Origin of the sequence: Pseudomonas algeriensis, from assembly GCF_048847255.1 — a bacterium.
Lineage (GTDB): Bacteria > Pseudomonadota > Gammaproteobacteria > Pseudomonadales > Pseudomonadaceae > Aquipseudomonas.
On sequence record NZ_JBKKRK010000003.1, the window covers coordinates 440,273 to 458,808 of the forward strand.

An 18,536-nucleotide genomic window follows, 5' to 3' on the forward strand; every position below is an offset into this window, starting at 1 on the left:
TATCTTGCGCGCAAACTATTAGCGCTATACATTCTCTCCACACCTATTTAGCGCGCAAACATTTAGCGCAAACAACCAACCTGAAAACGAGGCACCCACCATGAAAACGCTCTACACCGCAATCGCAACTTCCACCGGCGGCCGTGACGGTCGTGCTATCTCCAGCGACAACATTCTCGACGTCAAACTCGCCACGCCAAAAGAACTCGGCGGCGCAGGCGGTGCGGCGACCAACCCTGAACAACTGTTCGCCGCCGGTTACTCGGCCTGCTTCATCGGCGCGTTGAAATTCGTCGCCAGCCAGACCAAACGCAAGATCCCAGACGACGCCTCTATCTCTGCCCATGTCGGCATCGGCCAGATTCCTGGTGGTTTCGGTCTCGACATCGACCTGCACATCAGCCTGCCGGGCCTCGACCAGGCCGACGCCCAGAGCCTCGTCGATGCCGCGCACCAGGTGTGCCCTTACTCCAACGCCACCCGCGGCAACGTTGATGTGCGCCTGCACGTGATCGTTTGATCTTCGCCCCTCGAACCTGAATTTAAGGAGCTGCACATGAACACTTTCAGCAAAACCCTGACCGGCGCCCTTCTCGCCCTGAGCGTTAGCAACGCTTTCGCCGACGGTATCGTCGAACACAACACCCAGGCTTTCCTCGACGCGCTGAACGCCGGTACCGGCAAGCCGCTGGAGCAGTTGTCGCCCAAAGACGCCCGCGCAGTACTGGTCGGCGCCCAGGCCGGTGTGAAGTTGACGCTGCCCAAGGCCGATGTCAGCGAGAAAACCATCAAGGTCGATGGACAATCGATCAGCCTGACCATCGTTCGTCCGGCCGGTATCAAGGGTGAGCTGCCCGTGTTCATGTTCTTCCACGGCGGAGGCTGGGTGCTGGGGGACTTCCCAACCCATGAACGCCTGGTTCGCGACCTGGTGGCGGGTTCGGGCGCCGTCGCGGTGTTTGTCAACTACACGCCTTCACCCGAAGCGCGTTACCCGGTGGCGATCAACCAGGCTTATGCCGCAACCAAGTGGGTGGCCGAGCACGGTAAGGAAATCAATGTCGATGGCAAGCGCCTGGCGGTAGCGGGCAACAGCGTTGGCGGTAACATGGCTGCGGTCGTGGCGCTGATGGCCAAGGACAAGGGCACCCCGGCGATCCGCTTCCAAGCGCTGCTATGGCCGGTGACCGATGCCAATTTCGAGACGGCGTCCTACAACCAGTTCGCCGAAGGGCATTTCCTCAGCAAGAACATGATGAAGTGGTTCTGGGACAACTACACCACCGATGCCGGGCAGCGCAACGAGATCTACGCGTCGCCATTGCGGGCAACCACCGCGCAGCTCAAGGGCCTGCCGCCCGCGCTGGTGCAGACTGCCGAGGCTGACGTACTGCGCGACGAAGGCGAAGCCTACGCCCGCAAACTGGACGCGGCCGGCGTGCCAGTCACGGCTGTCCGTTACAACGGCATGATCCACGACTATGGCTTGCTCAACGTCGTGAGCCAGGTGCCAGCGGTGCGCTCGGCGATGTTGCAAGCGTCCCAAGAACTCAAGGAACACCTGAAGTAACAGGCCCCCCCGGGAGCAAGAATGAAAAAGCCCGACTCAATGGTCGGGCTTTTTCGTACAAGAGACTTCGCTTATTTAGCGCGGCCTTTGTAGGAACCGCCTTCGCGGGTATCGATCTCGATCATGTCGCCGATTTCGATGAAGTCAGCAACCGACAGCTCGGTACCGTTCTTCAGTTTGGCAGGCTTCATCACCTTGCCGGAAGTATCACCGCGAGCGGAGCCTTCGGTGTAGTCAACCTGACGCACGATGGTGGTCGGCAGTTCTACGGAAACCAGGCGGCCTTCGAAGAATACGGCTTCGCAGACGTCGGTCATGCCTTCTTCAACGAATGGCAGAACGCTTTCGATGTCTTCGGCGTTCAGTTCGTACATGGTGTAGTCAGTGGTGTCCATGAACGTGTAGGAGTCGCCGCTGATGAAGGACAGGGTCGCTTCTTTACGGTCCAGGATCACGTCGTCCAGCTTGTCGTCCGCACCGTAGACGGTTTCGGTCTTGTAGCCGGTCAGCAGATTTTTCAGCTTGGTCTTCATGATCGCGCTGTTACGACCCGACTTGGTGAATTCAGCTTTCTGAACCAGCCAAGGATCGTTGTCGATACGAATCACGGTACCGGGTTTGAGTTCTTTACCAGTTTTCATTGCGAATATCCGAATTTGGATGGGATTTACAAAAATCTAGGCCGCGTATCATATCCAATTTCGGTAAAACTTCACCAGCGCCGTGGCGAGATCGGCTCGCGAGGCCTGTTCCAGGCACCATGCCTGGGCGTGTTCGGCCAGTTCACGCCGCGCTTCGCCAGTGGCTTTCCAGTGCTCGGCCATGTCCTGGCCGGCATTCCAGGCCCGCCAAAGACCGCTGATCGCTTTTTCCGCCGAAGCCGAAAGACCTTGGGTGTACAACGCGAGAAACGCTTCGAGTTTTTCCAGATGGACGTCTTCTTCCTGCTGGTAGATGTGCCAGAGCAACGGCCGCCCGGCCCATTGCGCGCGTACGAACGAGTCTTCGCCACGCACCGCGTTGAAATCGCAGCACCACAGGAGCCGGTCGTAATCATCCTGCCTAATAAAGGGCAGCACCTGCACCGTCAGGGCGCCGCGGCGATGCAGCGCGCCGGACTCCAAGCCATCCACGCCCAGCCAGCGCGCCACATCGCCCAGGACCCGACCTTCGGGAACCAATACATGGGATGCGCGCGCATCGGTCGCCATCGCCTCGAACCAGCTCGCCAGTCCGGCGTTCTCATAGGCGAACAGCGAGATCAGGCGCGCTCCGGGTTCCCGCACAACGCCCAATCCATGCAGGAAATTTCGCTGCGCCACGTCATCCTGTTGAAACAGCCAACGATGCTCCAGCAGGCCGGCCTCACGCAGCAAGCCCCCCGTTCCCTCTTGGAAACCAGGAAAAAAGAAATATTTCTGTACATGCTTGTACTTGACCGACGGCAGGCCATGGCAACCGATGACCCAGTCTTCGGCGCTCAAGTAGTCGAGGTTCATCCATAACGGCGTCACCTCGCGTTCGGCCATTGCGTCCATATAGGCACTGGGCAATTGGCAGGCGAAGGCTGCTATCACAACGTCCGCCGCGTCGGTGTCGCACCATTGCGTGGGCCAGTGTCGGACCTGTACACCCTGCTGCCATTGTTCACAAAGGCCGACGTCGATCTCGGGGCACAGCCGCTCGAAAGCACGCAGGTCATCGACCCAAAGCCGCACCGCGCATCGATGCTCGGCCACCAATTGCCGGGCCAGGCGCCACGTGACGCCGATGTCGCCAAAGTTATCCACGACGGTGCAAAAAATATCCCAGCGCACGGTCATTCCCGACTCCCTGTGGCAAAGCCTGATTGTCCCGCATTGAACCCGTATTGCAGAAGGGCCGACGGCGATTAATCTTCATGCGACAATCAGCGCCTATCCATGCCCCTGCCAGGAAGCAGTCATGCCTGATCATCCCCCCGCCCCGCGCCTCACAGCCCTGCGATTGACCGTCAGTATTGCCCTGGGCCTGTGGCTGGGGTTTGTCGCCATCGTTCTGACGGGCTGGTTGCTGTCCAGGTTCCTGTTCGATGAACAACTGGCCCCGGTGGCCGCCGCGGTCCATCAACTGGCGCAACCGCCAGCGGTGCAACCGGCGCCCGAGCCGCCCACGCCGATGTTCGAGCAGTACCAGCAGAATCTGCAGAAGAACGAGCAGCGACAGGCGTTGGAACAGGTGCGCAACAATCCTCGCAACCTGTCCAACCCCAAATGCCAGTTCTGGCTGCAACAGGACCAGAACGCGCCCAGCGAGAAAAGCCGCGCCAATGTCCTGCAATTTTGCGAGTGATCATGAACAAGCAGACCGTTCACCAATTGATCCTCGACAAGCTCAAGGTTGACCTCGACGTCGCCGAGCGCGCCGCGCAAACCGCTTATGAAACCGCGACCCACGAGGAAAACATCGCCGAAAACAAGTACGACACCCTTGGTCTCGAAGCGTCCTACCTTGCCGCGGGGCAAGCCAGGCGCGTAGAGGAAATCCGCCAGGCCCTCGCCCTCTGCCAGAACCTGGCGCTAAGGCCTTACGATGGGCAACGCGGCATCCAGGTCGGCACCTTGATTGGACTGGAAGATGAAGATGGCCGCCAACAGTGGCTGTTCCTGGGGCCGGATGCGGCGGGGCTGAAGGTGTCGCTGGTGGGTCAGCCGATCACCGTCATCACCCCTCGCTCGCCGCTGGGCCGAGGCCTGCTGGGCAAATTCGAAGGGGATGAAGTGGAGATCGTCGTGGCGGGCGCCCGGCAACAATTCGCTGTCACCGAGGCGATTTAGTCCAGCTTAGTGCACCGGCAATTCGACGCCGTCGAACAGCTCTTCGAGTTCCTGCTTGTTGTGGCACTGGATGGCCTTGGCCATCACCTCCCGAGTGAGGTGCGGCGCGAATTTCTCGATGAAATCGCACATGAAGCCACGCAGGAAGGTGCCACGACGGAAGCCGATCTTGGTCACGCTGGATTCGAACAGCTCGCTGGCATCCAACACCACCAGGTCATTGTCGAGCTTGGTATCGACGGCCATCTTCGCCACGATCCCCACACCCAGGCCGAGGCGTACATAAGTCTTGATCACGTCGGCGTCGGCGGCGGTGAACACCACCTTAGGCGTCAGGCCACGATGGCTGAAGGCTTCGTCGAGTTTCGAACGGCCGGTGAAGCCGAACACGTAGGTCACGATCGGGTATTCGGCCAAGGCCTCGAGGGTCAGCTTCGGCAGCTTGGTCAACGGATGGCCCTGGGGCACCACCACGCAGCGGTTCCAGCGATAGCACGGCATCATCACCAGGTCGCCGAACAACTCCAGGGCTTCGGTGGCGATGGCGAAGTCCACGGTGCCGTCGGCGGCCATTTCGGCGATCTGCATCGGCGAACCCTGGTGCATGTGCAGCGCCACGTCCGGATACTGCTTGATGAAATTGCTGATCACCGGCGGCAGGGCATAACGGGCCTGGGTGTGCGTGGTCGCGATGGACAGGGTGCCTTTCTTCTCGTTGGAAAATTCCTGGGCGATCTGCTTGATGCTTTCGACCTTGCGCAGGATCTCGCCAGCCGTGGTGATGATGCGCTCACCGGCCGGGGTGACACGGGTCAGGTGCTTGCCGCTGCGGGCGAAGACTTCGACGCCCAGTTCGTCTTCCAACAGGCGGATCTGCTTGCTGATGCCAGGTTGCGACGTGTAGAGGCTTTGGGCGGTAGCGGAAACGTTGAGGTCGTGGTGCGCCACTTCCCAGATGTAGCGCAATTGTTGAAGCTTCATATGTATCCCTCAAAGCAGTTGGATGCGACGGGCATCAGCGACGGCATATAACTATATGAATGGTTGTATTAATAAATCTAGAACTTTTTATAAAAAGCCATCATTTAGCCTTAGGTCTCCCCGTGGCGCCGGCGCTGCACCAGCGGCACCAGGTAGACCGGCACCCGGGATAACTGCAATACCCGTGCGGCGGTCCTCCCCAAAGGGGTCTCGCCATTCGCCCCCTGGCAATGACTGCCTACGATCAACAAATCGACGGAGAGTTTCGCGGCCTGCTCGAGAATGACCTGGGAAGGATCACCCTGGAATACCCTCACCGACTTGATCAGCTTCAAGTCCTGCTGCCCCTCCCCCAGTTCCTCGCGAAAATTGTCGAGTACCCGCTGCTCGATATTGGCCATCACCGTATTCAGACCCTGGCGATGGAATTCGTTCAGCGCGTGCTCGTCGAGGTAGCTTTGCAACACCGACTCGGCGAACAGCCCCATCGGTTCCACCGCATGCACTACATACAACTCGGCTTCAAACGTCCGTGCCAACGCCAAGGCATGCTGCATCACATAAGGGGCATAAAGGCCCAGGTCTGTGGCGTACAGCATCGAACGAATCATGTGACCTCCTCGAATGCCTGAATGGCGGAGATTGATTCAGCTTAGCAGCGCCCCGACGAGTGCGACGTGCGGCGTGACGCTCCCTGCAACGGGTGGTCAGAGCTTCACTTCGTTACTGATGCCATGGGGCACGTGCCCGGTGGCGACCACTTCCCGGGCAAGCTCGCAATGTCCGGTCTGGTCGTCGAAAAACACGTCGGCGGCAAAAGCCTCGAGAAAGGCCGACTTGGTCAAGCCGCCCAGGAACAGCGACTCGTCGAGGCGGATATCCCATTCGCGCAACGTGCGAATGACCCGTTCGTGGGCCGGCGCCGAACGGGCCGTCACCAATGCCGTGCGGATCGGGCAAGCATCCTCGGGAAACTCGCGTTGCAGCGCATTGAGCGCCGCCAGGAAGCCCTTGAATGGCCCCCCTCGCAGCGGCTCGCGCGCGGCCTGGCGTTCACTGGCCTGGAAGGCTTCCAGGCCACCGCTCTGATAGACGCGTTCCGACTCGTCGGAAAACAGCACCGCATCACCGTCGAAAGCAATGCGCAATTCCTCGCTGGCGGCACGGCTGGCGCCCCCCGACAGAATTGTCGCGGCCGCAAATCCCGCGTCCAGGGCGCTGCGCACGTCTTCGGCATGGGTGGACAAAAACAGGTCGCAGCCGAAGGCCTTCAGATAAGGGTATGGACTGCGGCCCCCAACGAATGCGGCGCGGGAAATCGCCAAGCCATAATGGTGGATCGAGTTGAATACCCGCAGGCCGGTATCGGCGCTGTTTCGCGACACCAGGATGACTTCGACACGGGCGCGCCCAAGGTGCTCGTTGAGGTTGAGCAGTTTCTGCACCAGGGCGAAGGCGTCCCCCGGCTCCAGGACCTCGTCTTCATGCTCGATCTGGTATTGCCGATAGGCCTCGACGCCACTCGACAGATAGACCTTGTGGCTTTCGCGCAAATCGAACAAGGCCCGCGATGAAATCGCCAGCACCAGCTTGTCATCGATGTTATTTGCCATGTTGCCCCCTTTCGCCTGTCAACGGTTGCGGCGATCCAGGAACGCCAGCGCCTGATGCAACGCTTCGATCTTCGGCAGCTCGCAGCCTGCCGCCCTGGCCGCCGCCAATGGCCGGGCGTAGATTGCCTCCAGCTCCAGCGGCCGTTTATGGGCGTAATCGTGATACATGCTCGGCCAGTAGTCGGGCATTTTTTCGGTCATCGTGAACAGATAATCCGCATACTCAGGCGCGATTTGATGGCCGCAGGCCTGCGCACCGCGTACCACCTCGCCCATGAGCGCCTGGATCAGCCCGCGACTGTGATCATTCGCCATCAACGGCGAGGTGCTGGCGCCCAGCAGCACCGACAGACCGTTATACGGTACGTTCCACACCAGCTTCTGCCAACGAGCCTGTTGCAGGTCGGGCATCGCCTGGGAGTCGATGCCGGCGCCACGGAACAGACTCGCCGCCTCTTCGACGATCGCCATGCGCGCAGCCTGGTCCTGGCAGGGACCACTGTGATAGCCGATGTTGACCGCACCGAGCGCCTGGTGAGCGATGACGCCCGGGCCGACACGATTCACGCAGATCAGGCACAGGCCACCCAACAGGTGCAGCGAATCGGGCAACAACGGCCGCAGATCGTCTTCGACATCGAGGCCGTTCTGCAGCAACAGGATTTTCGCCCCATCGGCCGCCGCCTGGATGATCGCCGGCGCCAGGTCCGCATTGCTGGTGGTCTTGGCGCCCACCAGCAGCCACTCGCAAGGCGGCATCTGCTCCGCCGACCGGTACGCCTGGACCGGATCGAGGCTCAGCGCGCCATGGACATCGCTGTCGATCCGCAGGCCGCCCTCGGCGACAGCGGCAAATTCGCTGCGCAACAAGAAGTGAACGTCGTGACCGGCCCGGGCCAGCATCACACCGTAAAACCCACCGATCGCCCCGGTGCCGATCATGCCGATCCTGCCGCTCCCGGGTCTAGCGCCTGCCTGCGTCATGCAACTCCCCCTCTCTGACAATCCCCGCGCATCATTACACAGGACCCACGCTTCGTGGCGAGGACCCTGCCCGCCGTAATTAAAGCGGCCCCTGCCCATTGTCGAGCCACCTCCGAACGCGCTAAGGTTCGGCTCCCCGACGCGCTTAACTTCGCTGTGCACCGCCGCGCGGGGATCGCTGGCGGCCGGCACCCGTGACCTGACGAGTAACACGATGGCTGATTTACCGATCAATGACCTAAACGTCGCCTCCAACGAGACCCTCATCACGCCTGACCAACTCAAGCGCGATATCCCCCTGAGCGACGCTGCCCTGCGCACCGTGACCAAGGGCCGGGAAGTCATCCGCAACATTCTCGACGGCACCGACCATCGCCTGTTCGTGGTCATCGGGCCTTGCTCGATCCACGACATCAAGGCTGCCCACGAATACGCCGAGCGCCTGAAGGTACTCGCCGCGGAAGTTTCCGACACCTTGTACCTGGTAATGCGGGTGTATTTCGAGAAGCCTCGGACGACCGTTGGCTGGAAGGGCCTGATCAACGACCCGTACCTGGACGACTCCTTCAAGATCCAGGACGGCCTGCATATCGGTCGCCAATTGCTGCTGGACCTGGCCGAAATGGGCCTGCCCACCGCCACCGAAGCCCTGGACCCGATCTCTCCGCAATATTTGCAGGACCTGATCAGCTGGTCGGCCATCGGCGCACGCACCACCGAATCCCAGACCCACCGGGAAATGGCCTCCGGCCTGTCCTCGGCGGTCGGCTTCAAGAACGGCACCGACGGCGGCCTGACTGTAGCGATCAACGCCTTGCAGTCGGTTTCCAGCCCGCACCGTTTCCTGGGCATCAACCAGGAAGGTGGCGTCTCGATCGTCACCACCAAGGGCAACGCCTACGGCCACGTGGTATTGCGCGGCGGCAACGGCAAGCCGAACTATGATTCGGTCAGTGTCGCCCTGTGTGAGCAGGCGCTGGACAAGGCCAAGGTCAAGCCGAACATCATGGTCGATTGCAGCCACGCCAACTCCAACAAGGACCCGGCGCTGCAGCCGCTGGTGATGGAAAACGTTGCCAACCAGATCCTGGAAGGCAACCAATCAATCATCGGCCTGATGGTGGAAAGTCATTTGAACTGGGGCTGCCAGGCGATCCCGAAAGACCTCGCCGATTTGCAGTACGGCGTCTCCATCACCGACGCCTGCATCGACTGGGGCACCACCGAGAAGACCTTGCGCAGCATGCACGCCAAGCTCAAGGACGTGCTGCCAAAGCGTCAGCGCAGCTGATCGATCGCTTCGACAGATAAAACACCAGCATAAAAAAACGCCGGGCTTTTCAGCCCGGCGTTTTTTTGGGGAACCGTTGGGTGTCAGAGCTTCGCCGCGTGCCGCTGGTGACGCTCCATGTATCGCTCCACATAGGAGCAGGACGGGATCACCGTGTAGCCCATTTCCTCGGCGTACTGCAGGGCCGCTTCAGTCAGCTTCGCCGCGATTCCCCTGCCACGCAACGCGTTGGGCACGAACGTGCGATAGATATCCAGGGTCTGCTTGCCCAGGTCCATGTAGGTCAGATAGGCACGATGACCGTCCACAATGGTCTCGAACTGATGACCAGCCTGGTCATGGTGGATGGTAACCGCCTCGCTCATCACTACTCCTCGCGGGTCTGAATGCCGACCCCTACCTTACCGATGTTTTTCCGGCGAAGGAACATCTACGCCACCCCGTGCCTGCTTGGTCACCGAGCGCAAAAAATCAATCGCTCAAACCCGAGCACGTCGTGAATAGTAGGCACCAATGACGCAAATGCTCAAGGCACGCCTGTCACTGAAGGGATAAACCCCGGTGGGTTTATCGATTGAGCGTCACGCTCACCCTGTAGTCGATCAAGGCGCAATAGCTGAACATCGCCAGTTGTTGAGTCTTGAGACGAGCGCCGATTGTTAAAGTCACCGCCGTTACCAATAAAAGATGTGCCGGCGGTTGCGCAAAAAATGAGCAAAAGTCTAGGAGAATCAATAAACAGCGACTTTAGCGCTCTGCAATGAGTTGGTCTGCCCAGCGGAACTTTTCTTCACCGCCGCGCTCCATTCCGGAGGTTGGGCTGTGCGTTTTTTAAACAGCACTCAGAAAAGTTGCTTGAAAAAGAATCACCGCCTACAATTTTTTTGCTTCTTGCGCTACGTCAGTTTACTTACTACAAGTAATGAGTAGTATGTACGCCGGCTAACTCCTCACTCTGGGGAGACAGTCATTAAATAGAAAGTCCTTGAAGGGGAACACGATGAACAACGTTCTGAAATTCTCTGCTCTGGCCCTGGCCGCAGTTCTGGCTACCGGTTGCAGCAGCGCATCGAAAGAAACCGAAGCCCGTCTGACTGCTACCGAAGACGCAGCAGCTCGCGCCCAAGCTCGTGCAGACGAAGCCTACCGTAAAGCTGATGAAGCTCTGGCTGCTGCTCAAAAAGCACAACAGACTGCTGACGAAGCTAACGAGCGTGCTCTGCGCATGCTGGAAAAAGCTAGCCGCAAGTAATAGTCCTTCGGGATTGTTATCGAGCCGACCTGTTACTGGGTCGGCTTTTTTATTGCCCTGAGTTTTTGCATGGCAAAAAAAACCGCCGAGGTCGCAAGAAGTCGGCGGTTTGCTTCAGGACAGTTGCTTCAGGACAGTTACTGGGGCATGTCGACCGGTGCGCTCGAGACCATCGGGGCCGATGCACTTGGCACTGCGATTTCCACCGGCAGGCCATCTTCGGCAGCTACCACGTCACGCACCACGTCCCAGTTCATGCGCAAGTTGCTGGTGATGTCCTCACGCTTGAGCATCGCATTGATGACCGCGGTGTGCTTGTCCACCACGGACGGGTTGCCCTTGTCATCCAGGGGCGTATGGGCTTCCAGGTAAACCTTGCCGCCACTGAGGCCCAACTTGTACGGATCGTTGATGATTCGTACCGAAGTGCCCACCGGCACCATGCCGGCCATCTCCAGGACGTTGTTGTTGAACATACGGAAACAGCCGTGGCTGGTACGCATGCCAATGCCAAACTTCTTGTTCGATCCATGGATCAGGTAGCCCGGCGTACCCAGGGTGAATTTGAAAGGGCCCAATGGATTGTCAGGACCGGCCGGCACGACATTCGGCAGCGGGTCGCCATCAGCGGCGTGTTCGGCCTTGATCGAGGCCGGAGGCGTCCAGGTCGGGTTAGGCGTCTTGGCGATGATGCTGGTGTGCGCAATGGGCGAACCCCAACCTTCGCGGCCAATCCCCAGCGGGAACGTATAGACCACGTTCCGGCCCTTGGGGAAATAGTAGAGGCGATATTCGGCGAGATTGATCACGATGCCTTCGCGCGGGCCCGGAGGAAGAATGAAACGGGTCGGCAGGACAATCTCGGTGCCAGCCCCCGGCAACCACGGATCGACCCCGGGGTTGGCCGCCACCATCTCGGTATAGCCCAAGTCATAGGTGGTGCCCAGGTCAGCGAAGGTATCTTCGTATTTGGCCTTGATGACCTGCACCTGGCCGACGATGTCTTCGCCCGGTGGGGGCAGGGGCAACTCCAACGCAGCAACGGGACCAGCCATACACAGGGCGGCAAGAGACAGGCAGCGGGCGACGGCAGGCAAGCGCGGCAACATCCGGGAAATCCTTCGCAGATCGAACAAGGGGTATCGAAACGGCGATTGTACACTGCCCCCCGTTATTTCGGGGAGAGCGAGGCCAGAGTGTCCGATGCGCAGCATGCCGGGGGATCAACTGAAACCCTGTGGGAGCGAGCTTGCTCGCGATTGGCGGTGGGCCTGCCTGCACTGTATGGGACTGTGCCGGCCCTATCGCGAGCAAGCTCGCTCCCACAAAAGCGATACTCTGGGCCAGAAGGATCACAACTCGAACCGCAACTCCGGCCAGATTGGCGAGGTGCCGCGTTTCTGCGACTCCAGGATCGCCCGGCACAAGGAACACAGGCGGTGATCCTGGAAAATCCTGCGATCGACCCCGGACCAACGTGGCTGGGCCGGCAACAGGCTGCCGCACAGGGTCCGGTCGGCCGATCCGCCCAGTTCCAACTGCCGGGTCACCAGGTGCACCCGTACTTCCTGGCAGGCGAACAGATCCAGCTGCTCGTCAGGCTCGATCAGTTGGTAGGCAAACAGGGACCAGGCGGGACGCGGCATCGGGGGCTCCAAATCGGGGGCGCCACATTAGCCGAAACACCGCCTGTAGAAAAGCGTCAAAGCAGCGGTTTCAGCGTCGGCCAGACATTTTCCAGCAACTTGCCCTGAGCCGCGACGGACGGGTGCAACCCGTCGCCTTGCATCATCCCTGGGACACCTCCCACATCCTTGAGAAAAAACGGCACCAGCGGCACCTTCTTCTCCTCGGCCAAGGTGGTGTAGACCTTCGCGAAAGCCTCGGTGTAGCGCCGCCCATAGTTGGGCGGCAACTGCATGCCCAGCAAGATCACCTTCGCACCGCTGGCGCGAGAGCTCTCGATCATCGCTGCAAGGTTTTGTTGCAATTGTGTTGGCGGCTGTCCGCGCAGCCCATCGTTGCCTCCCAACTCCAGAACCACCACCTCCGGCTTATGGGCCGCAAGCAGCGTCGGCAGGCGCGCCAGGCCACCTGCACTGGTGTCGCCACTGATCGAGGCATTGACCACTTTGTCGTTGAAACCCTCGGCCTTGAGCCGTTGTTCAAGCAACGACACCCAGCCTTGCCGGGTATCCAGGCCGAAAGCCGCGCTGATACTATCGCCAACGATCAGGACTGTACCCGCCGCTGCGTTCTGGACCATGCACATCAAGGCCAGGCCGGCACTCAAAAACCACACACGCATCGGATTCTCCATGGGCTCAAGCATTCTCACCGCGACGGACCTTAGCAAAGTGGTTCCCAGCGCGGAAGGTGAACTGACCATCCTGCACGAACTCAGCCTGGAACTGAACAAGGGCGACAGCCTGGCCATCGTCGGCGCGTCCGGTTCCGGCAAGTCGACGCTGCTCGGCCTGCTGGCCGGGCTCGACCTGCCCAGCAAGGGCGAAGTGACCCTCGCCGGCCAAGCCCTCAGCGCATTGGACGAGGATCAGCGGGCGCGGGTTCGCGCCGAACATGTCGGCTTCGTCTTCCAGTCTTTCCAGCTGCTCGACAGCCTCAACGCGCTGGAGAACGTCATGCTGCCGCTGGAACTGGACGGCCGCAAGGACGCCCGGGAGCGCGCCACGCAACTGCTGCAACGGGTCGGGCTCGGCCAGCGGTTGACTCACTCGCCACGCCAGCTCTCCGGCGGCGAACAACAGCGCGTTGCGATCGCCCGCGCCTTTGCCGCCGAACCCGACGTTCTGTTTGCCGACGAGCCTACCGGCAACCTCGACAGCCACACTGGCGAACGCATCAGCGATCTGCTGTTCGAGCTGAACAAGGAACGCGGTACGACCCTGGTGCTGGTCACCCACGACGAACGCCTGGCCCATCGCTGCCGGCGCCTGATCCGACTTGAAGCCGGCCAGATGGTCGCGCCCCTGGAGCCTTGATGGCACGCTTGCCCCTGCTGCGCCTGTTCAGTCTTGCCATTCGCCAGTTGCTGCGCGACGCCCGCGCCGGCGAGCTGCGCGTGCTGTTCTTCGCCTTGCTGGTGGCCGTGGCGGCAAGCACCGCCATCGGCTACTTCGGCGCCCGGCTCAACGGCGCGATGATGATGCGCGCCACCGAGTTCCTCGGCGCCGACCTGCTGCTCGAAGGCAGCTCCCCCGCCCGCCCGGAACAGATTCGCAGCGGCACCGAACTGGGCCTGGAACATGCCCGCGTGGTGGAGTTTTCCAGTGTCGTTGCCACCGACAACGGTATCCAGCTGTCCAGCGTCAAGGCAGCCGATGACATCTACCCCTTGCGCGGCGAACTGAAAAGCGCCCCCGCGCCCCTTGCACAGGAGGAAACGGGCGGACGTCCAGCCCCGGGTGAGGCCTGGGTGGAGGCGCGGCTGCTGACCGCCCTGGACCTGAAGATCGGTGACAGCATCGATGTCGGCAACAAGACCCTTCGCCTGAGCCGGGTGCTGACCTACGAACCGGATCGCGCCGGCAACTTCTACAGCCTTACACCGCGAGTCATGATCAATCTCAAGGATCTGGACGCCACGGGCGTGGTGCAACCGGGCAGCCGCGTCAGCTATCGCGACCTGTGGCGAGGCCCGGCCCCGGCGCTGCAAACCTACCGCGACCTGGTCAAGCCAGGCCTGGAACCCAACCAGCGTCTGCAGGATGCCCGCGATGGCAACCGGCAGATCGGAGGCGCCCTGGGCAAGGCCGAGCGCTACCTGAACATGGCCAGCCTGGTGGCGGTGCTGCTGTCCGGCGTGGCCGTCGCCCTCTCCGCCAACCGCTTCGCCACCCGGCGCTTCGACGCCAGCGCGCTGTTGCGTTGTCTCGGCCTGTCGCGCCGGGAAGCCATGGTGCTGTTCAGCCTGCAATTGACGGTGCTGGGCCTGCTGGCCAGTATCAGCGGCGCCCTCCTTGGCTGGATCGCCCAACTGGGCCTGTTCGCCTTGCTGCATGACCTGTTGCCGACCACGGTGCCGCCAGGCGGCCTGTTGCCGGCGATCGCCGGGATCGGCACCGGGCTGGTGGCGCTGGCGGGGTTCGCCTTGCCGCCGTTGGCCGCACTGGGCCGGGTCCCGCCGCTGCGCGTACTGCGCCGGGACATGCTGCCGATCCCCTCCAGTACCTGGGTCGTCTACGGCGCCGCATTGGGTGCCCTTGGGCTGATCATGTGGCGCCTGAGCCTGGACCTGGTGCTCACGTTTGCCCTGCTCGGTGGCGGCGTGATTGCCGCGCTGGTCCTTGGTGGCCTGCTGCTGCTGGCATTGCAGAGCCTGCGTCGGATGCTGGCCCGCGCCTCGCTGCCCTGGCGCCTGGGGCTCGGCCAGTTGCTGCGCCACCCGCTGGCCGCGGCGGGCCAGGCCCTGGCATTCGGCCTGATCCTGTTGTCCATGGCATTGATTGCGTTGCTGCGCGGCGAGTTGCTGGATACCTGGCAAAACCAGCTGCCCAAGAACGCTCCGAACTATTTCGCCCTGAACATCCTGCCCAACGACAAACAGGCGTTCGCCGACAAGCTGATGGAACTGTCCGCGCAGTCGGCCCCGCTGTATCCCGTGGTACCGGGGCGGCTCATCAGCATCAACGGCGAGCCGGCCAAGGAATTCGTGACCAAAGACTCGGCGGGCGACCGCGCGCTGCAGCGCGACCTGAGCCTGACCTGGGCCGCGGATCTGCCTGCGGGCAATGTGGTGACCGCCGGAAACTGGTGGCCTCAACAGCCACCGGACGATATTCCAGGAGTGTCGGTGGAAGGCAAGGTGGCCGAAAACCTCAAGATCAAGCTGGGCGACCGCCTGGTGTTCAATGTCGGGGGTCTCAACCGGGAGGCGAAGGTCACCAGCCTGCGGGAAATCAATTGGGACAATTTCCAGCCAAACTTCTTCATGATTTTCCAGCCCGGCACCTTGAAGGATCTTCCGGCCACCTACCTCACCAGCTTCTATCTGGCAGCCGGTCACGACCAGCAGATTGTCGACCTGTCACGGGCGTTCCCCGCCGTGACGATCCTGCAGGTGGAAGCCCTGCTCGAACAACTGCGCAGCATCCTCGCCCAGGTGACGCTGGCCGTGGAATATGTGCTGCTGTTCGTGCTCGCGGCGGGGATGGCCGTGCTGTTCTCAGGCTTGCAAGCCACGCTCGATGAAAGGATTCGCCAAGGCGCGTTGCTACGCGCCCTCGGTGCCGAGCGGCCGCTGCTGACCAAGGCCCGGCGCATCGAGTTCGGTTTGCTGGGCGCGGTCAGCGGCTTGCTGGCCGCCCTGGGCTCGGAGTTGGTGAGCCTGGTGCTTTACCGGTACGCATTCGACCTGCCATGGCATCCGCATCCATGGTTGCTGGTGCTGCCATTGGTGGGGGCTTTGCTGATCGGTGCAGCGGGCGTATTTGGTACCCGCCGAGCGCTCAACGCCAGCCCGCTGACAGTGTTGCGCGAGGGTTGATAGACTTCCGGCTTCGCTATCACAAGAAGTTGCCATGAGTCGCTATCGCCCTCCCCGCACCGCCGGCACTGCGCTGATCACCCCCGAAGGTGAGGCGCGGATGCGCGCTGAACTCCACGAACTCTGGCACGTGCGCCGTCCCCAGGTGACCCAATCGGTCAGCGAGGCGGCGGCCCAGGGCGATCGTTCGGAAAACGCCGAATACACTTACGGCAAGAAGATGCTGCGGGAAATCGACAGTCGCGTGCGCTTCCTCACCAAGCGCCTCGAAGCGCTCAAGGTCGTCAGTGAAAAGCCCAGCGACCCAAACAAGGTTTATTTCGGCGCCTGGGTCACCGTGGAAGATGAAGAAGGCAACGAGTCCCGCTATCGCATCGTCGGGCCCGATGAGCTGGATTTGAAACAGAACCTGATCAGCATCGACTCGCCGCTGGCCCGGGCATTGATCGGCAAGGCTCTGGATGCCGAAGCCCGAGTCCAAACGCCTGCCGGCGAGCAACTTATATATATAACCCACATCGAATACCTGTAAAAAACAAAGAAAATTAATCCGCGGACATATCGCGGCACAACGACAAGCAACTTGTTATTTGACATCAACAGGTTCATCCGGGAAATTGAAAGTGCGCCGAGAGCGCACTTTTTTATTACCTTTACATATTCAAGGATGAATAACATGGACCCGAACTTCAGTGACCGATGGATGAGCCACACACCGCAAATTGATAAACTTCGCATTGATGAACTAATTCTCCCCGGCACCCATGATTCAGGCTCTGACAGAGAAGCGCCGAAGATGCAGTTTGCGTTTGAAATCACCCAAGACGTTCCAATCCGCGATCAGATCAACCGTGGGTTTCGCGTACTCGACCTGCGCGTTGAGCTGTTCGCCGACCAGCCTGTCGGGCACCCGCGTCGCTTCCAGCTTTATCACCTGACCTCGTCGGGCCGTACCGTGGCCGGTGATGTCCTTGACGTGCTCAACGGGTTTTATGCGAACCCAGCCCGAGGGAAGGAAATCATCATTTTGAACTTTCATCAGTTCAAGAATTTTACCGATGCGGCACATAACGAACTTCACGACCTGATTGACCAGACGATCGGACATCGACTGATCCACTACGCTCAGAGCTATATGACGCTTCAGGAACTATGGCAACGCATGCCAGGAAAGAATATCGTCATTTCCTATAACAGGCGTGGCGGGGATGGTTATTGGCCCGGGGTCGAGCACCAATGGGCCGGCGATAACTATGTAAGCACTTCAACGTTGAAAAAATTCATGGACGATGCCAGTTCCCAGCCTAAAAGGCCTTATGCGCTTCGCTCCATCCAATGCGCGAAATATACAGGCTTCTTCGTCCCGGATGATTTCAGCGACAAAGTTGACGAATGGTTCGCGTCCCAAGACATCAATAGCTATATCCAACGCTTTCACATCATCAACACCGACTGGTCGACGCGAAGCAGCATTGTGCTCAACTGCATGCACGCCAACCAGTTCCGGGGCCTGGCCAAAGGGGACCTTAACGGCGGGTGATCAGTCCCTGCCTGGCCACACGGGTCAGCTGCCGGATCGTTTCGGCAGCGTCCGCCCGGGTGGGGGACTGGATCACTGCGAGGTCGAAGCTGTCATTGGCAAAACGCGCCAGGGACTCGCCGTCTTCGACAAATTGGATCAGGAAGGCAGCAGGCCCATGGTTGCGTCGCGGCCAGCCGTCCAGATAACGCAGCAGCGTTGGCTGGTGGGTACCGCCCAGGAGAATTTTCGGATTGCGTTGGAGAAGGTTCGCCGTGATTGGCGCAAGACGTACGAGGGGGCTGGATGCGTTCATTGTGTCGTGTCTCTGCCTCAAAAGTCTGCATGGCAGGTGAGAGGCAACACCGAACCAGCGCTTTAGCGGTATTTCGAAGCCCTGTTGTCCTGGCTTCTATCGGTGACCGGAAGTCACCTGGCGCCCCGCAAGTAGCTGTTTAAATCGGCGCATGAGCGGCATCCTAGAGAAGCTGACCGGCCAGTGTCAAGAATCGACGAGCACAAAAAAGGCCCGTACTGGACGGGCCTCGACGACTCAAGCAAGGGGTCAGCGGGCGATGGCGTTGTCGGCGGAAAGCTTGCCAGCACCTTCAATCAGCACGGCGATGCTACCCGCCAGCAGGGCCAGGCCAAACTCGTAGCCATTGTTGGCCATGAACAGGCCATTGCCGATATGCACCGAGAAAATCGCCACCAGCGACAGAATCGTCAGACCCAGCGCCGCAGGGCGCGCCAGAAGGCCAATGATCAGCGCCAGGCCGGCAAAGAACTCGGTACCGCCCGCTAACGTCGCCATCAAGTAACCGGGAGCAAGGCCAATGCTTTCCATCCACTGCGCCGTCCCCGCCAAACCATAACCGCCAAACAGACCGAACAGCTTTTGCCCACCGTGGGCAGTGAAGATGATACCGACGACGATGCGCAGGACAGTCAGGCCGTAGCCAGCACGGGAGAACAGTACTTTGTTGATGAGAGTGCTCATGGAT

General features: G+C 60.6%; 22 protein-coding genes. 10 read left to right on the top strand and 12 right to left on the bottom strand.

The genetic code is table 11. The features are described 5' to 3' along the window. Positions 1-100 precede the first annotated feature (100 nt). Both ACLK1G_RS07225 and ACLK1G_RS07230 read left to right on the top strand, forming a co-directional pair. Positions 101-520, top strand: a complete 420-nt coding sequence (locus tag ACLK1G_RS07225) for an organic hydroperoxide resistance protein (RefSeq protein WP_420764800.1) — start codon at positions 101-103, stop codon at positions 518-520. A gap of 36 nt (positions 521-556) precedes the next feature. After that, positions 557-1,570, top strand: a complete 1,014-nt coding sequence (locus ACLK1G_RS07230; RefSeq protein WP_420764801.1) for an alpha/beta hydrolase — start codon at positions 557-559, stop codon at positions 1,568-1,570. A 71-nt stretch (positions 1,571-1,641) separates the two neighbouring features. Here the strand turns inward: ACLK1G_RS07230 and ACLK1G_RS07235 are convergent, their stop codons facing one another. Both ACLK1G_RS07235 and earP read right to left on the bottom strand, forming a co-directional pair. Beyond that, positions 1,642-2,211: an elongation factor P gene (locus ACLK1G_RS07235; RefSeq protein ID WP_007955690.1), complete on the bottom strand. Its 570-nt coding sequence runs from the start codon at positions 2,209-2,211 to the stop codon at positions 1,642-1,644. A gap of 48 nt (positions 2,212-2,259) precedes the next feature. Continuing rightward, positions 2,260-3,393, bottom strand: a complete 1,134-nt coding sequence (gene earP / locus ACLK1G_RS07240) for an elongation factor P maturation arginine rhamnosyltransferase EarP (RefSeq protein ID WP_420764802.1) — start codon at positions 3,391-3,393, stop codon at positions 2,260-2,262. Between the two features lie 121 nt (positions 3,394-3,514). Between earP and ACLK1G_RS07245 the strand changes: the two genes are divergently transcribed. Further along, complete coding sequence (locus ACLK1G_RS07245; protein WP_420764803.1) at positions 3,515-3,901, top strand: cytochrome b/b6 domain-containing protein; 387 nt, start codon at positions 3,515-3,517, stop codon at positions 3,899-3,901. Between the two features lie 2 nt (positions 3,902-3,903). Then, complete coding sequence (locus tag ACLK1G_RS07250) at positions 3,904-4,386, top strand: GreA/GreB family elongation factor (protein ID WP_420764804.1); 483 nt, start codon at positions 3,904-3,906, stop codon at positions 4,384-4,386. A gap of 6 nt (positions 4,387-4,392) precedes the next feature. Here the strand turns inward: ACLK1G_RS07250 and cysB are convergent, their stop codons facing one another. The 4 genes from cysB to ACLK1G_RS07270 form a co-directional block, all read right to left on the bottom strand. Next, a complete protein-coding gene (cysB, locus tag ACLK1G_RS07255; protein ID WP_003183769.1) occupies positions 4,393-5,367 on the bottom strand; it encodes an HTH-type transcriptional regulator CysB in 975 nt (324 codons plus the stop codon). Positions 5,368-5,477: 110 nt separating this feature from the next. Further along, positions 5,478-5,978: a universal stress protein gene (locus ACLK1G_RS07260; protein ID WP_420764805.1), complete on the bottom strand. Its 501-nt coding sequence runs from the start codon at positions 5,976-5,978 to the stop codon at positions 5,478-5,480. 96 nt (positions 5,979-6,074) lie between these two features. Beyond that, a complete protein-coding gene (locus ACLK1G_RS07265) occupies positions 6,075-6,980 on the bottom strand; it encodes a 5'-nucleotidase (protein WP_420764806.1) in 906 nt (301 codons plus the stop codon). A gap of 18 nt (positions 6,981-6,998) precedes the next feature. Further along, positions 6,999-7,964 (bottom strand): putative 2-dehydropantoate 2-reductase, encoded by a 966-nt coding sequence (locus ACLK1G_RS07270; RefSeq protein ID WP_420764807.1) that lies wholly within the window; start codon positions 7,962-7,964, stop codon positions 6,999-7,001. 214 nt (positions 7,965-8,178) lie between these two features. On the opposite strand from ACLK1G_RS07270, the gene ACLK1G_RS07275 reads away from it, so the two are divergent. Next, positions 8,179-9,255, top strand: a complete 1,077-nt coding sequence (locus ACLK1G_RS07275; protein ID WP_420764808.1) for a 3-deoxy-7-phosphoheptulonate synthase — start codon at positions 8,179-8,181, stop codon at positions 9,253-9,255. Positions 9,256-9,338: 83 nt separating this feature from the next. Here ACLK1G_RS07275 and ACLK1G_RS07280 read toward each other — a convergent pair whose 3' ends face one another. Continuing rightward, positions 9,339-9,620 carry a GNAT family N-acetyltransferase gene (locus tag ACLK1G_RS07280; protein ID WP_420764809.1) on the bottom strand — a complete coding sequence of 94 codons (282 nt, stop codon included), beginning with the start codon at positions 9,618-9,620 and terminating at the stop codon, positions 9,339-9,341. A 635-nt stretch (positions 9,621-10,255) separates the two neighbouring features. On the opposite strand from ACLK1G_RS07280, the gene oprI reads away from it, so the two are divergent. Then, complete coding sequence (gene oprI / locus ACLK1G_RS07285) at positions 10,256-10,507, top strand: outer membrane lipoprotei OprI (protein ID WP_011335311.1); 252 nt, start codon at positions 10,256-10,258, stop codon at positions 10,505-10,507. A gap of 137 nt (positions 10,508-10,644) precedes the next feature. On the opposite strand, the gene ACLK1G_RS07290 is transcribed toward oprI, so the two are convergent. The 3 genes from ACLK1G_RS07290 to ACLK1G_RS07300 form a co-directional block, all read right to left on the bottom strand. Then, positions 10,645-11,616, bottom strand: a complete 972-nt coding sequence (locus ACLK1G_RS07290) for a L,D-transpeptidase family protein (RefSeq protein WP_420764810.1) — start codon at positions 11,614-11,616, stop codon at positions 10,645-10,647. A 243-nt stretch (positions 11,617-11,859) separates the two neighbouring features. Then, on the bottom strand, positions 11,860-12,153 hold the full coding sequence (locus ACLK1G_RS07295; RefSeq protein WP_041020059.1) for a hypothetical protein: 294 nt from the start codon (positions 12,151-12,153) through the stop codon (positions 11,860-11,862). Positions 12,154-12,209: 56 nt separating this feature from the next. Then, on the bottom strand, positions 12,210-12,815 hold the full coding sequence (locus tag ACLK1G_RS07300) for an arylesterase (protein ID WP_420764811.1): 606 nt from the start codon (positions 12,813-12,815) through the stop codon (positions 12,210-12,212). 10 nt (positions 12,816-12,825) lie between these two features. On the opposite strand from ACLK1G_RS07300, the gene ACLK1G_RS07305 reads away from it, so the two are divergent. The 4 genes from ACLK1G_RS07305 to ACLK1G_RS07320 all read left to right on the top strand — a co-directional run bounded on the left by ACLK1G_RS07305 (position 12,826) and on the right by ACLK1G_RS07320 (position 17,553). Beyond that, positions 12,826-13,509: an ABC transporter ATP-binding protein gene (locus ACLK1G_RS07305; protein ID WP_039588896.1), complete on the top strand. Its 684-nt coding sequence runs from the start codon at positions 12,826-12,828 to the stop codon at positions 13,507-13,509. Then, complete coding sequence (locus ACLK1G_RS07310) at positions 13,509-16,013, top strand: ABC transporter permease (protein ID WP_420764812.1); 2,505 nt, start codon at positions 13,509-13,511, stop codon at positions 16,011-16,013. The genes ACLK1G_RS07305 and ACLK1G_RS07310 overlap by 1 nt, the downstream gene beginning before the upstream one ends. A 34-nt stretch (positions 16,014-16,047) precedes the next feature. After that, positions 16,048-16,545 carry a transcription elongation factor GreB gene (gene greB, locus ACLK1G_RS07315; protein WP_420764813.1) on the top strand — a complete coding sequence of 166 codons (498 nt, stop codon included), beginning with the start codon at positions 16,048-16,050 and terminating at the stop codon, positions 16,543-16,545. A gap of 144 nt (positions 16,546-16,689) precedes the next feature. Further along, positions 16,690-17,553 (top strand): PI-PLC domain-containing protein, encoded by an 864-nt coding sequence (locus tag ACLK1G_RS07320; protein WP_420764814.1) that lies wholly within the window; start codon positions 16,690-16,692, stop codon positions 17,551-17,553. Here the strand turns inward: ACLK1G_RS07320 and ACLK1G_RS07325 are convergent. Then, entirely contained in the window at positions 17,540-17,848 is a 309-nt protein-coding gene (locus ACLK1G_RS07325; RefSeq protein WP_420764815.1) for a class I SAM-dependent methyltransferase, read from the bottom strand. The genes ACLK1G_RS07320 and ACLK1G_RS07325 overlap by 14 nt on opposite strands. Before the next feature lie 249 nt (positions 17,849-18,097). Next, positions 18,098-18,532 (bottom strand): DoxX family protein, encoded by a 435-nt coding sequence (locus tag ACLK1G_RS07330; RefSeq protein ID WP_420764816.1) that lies wholly within the window; start codon positions 18,530-18,532, stop codon positions 18,098-18,100. Between the last annotated feature and the right edge of the window lie 4 nt (positions 18,533-18,536).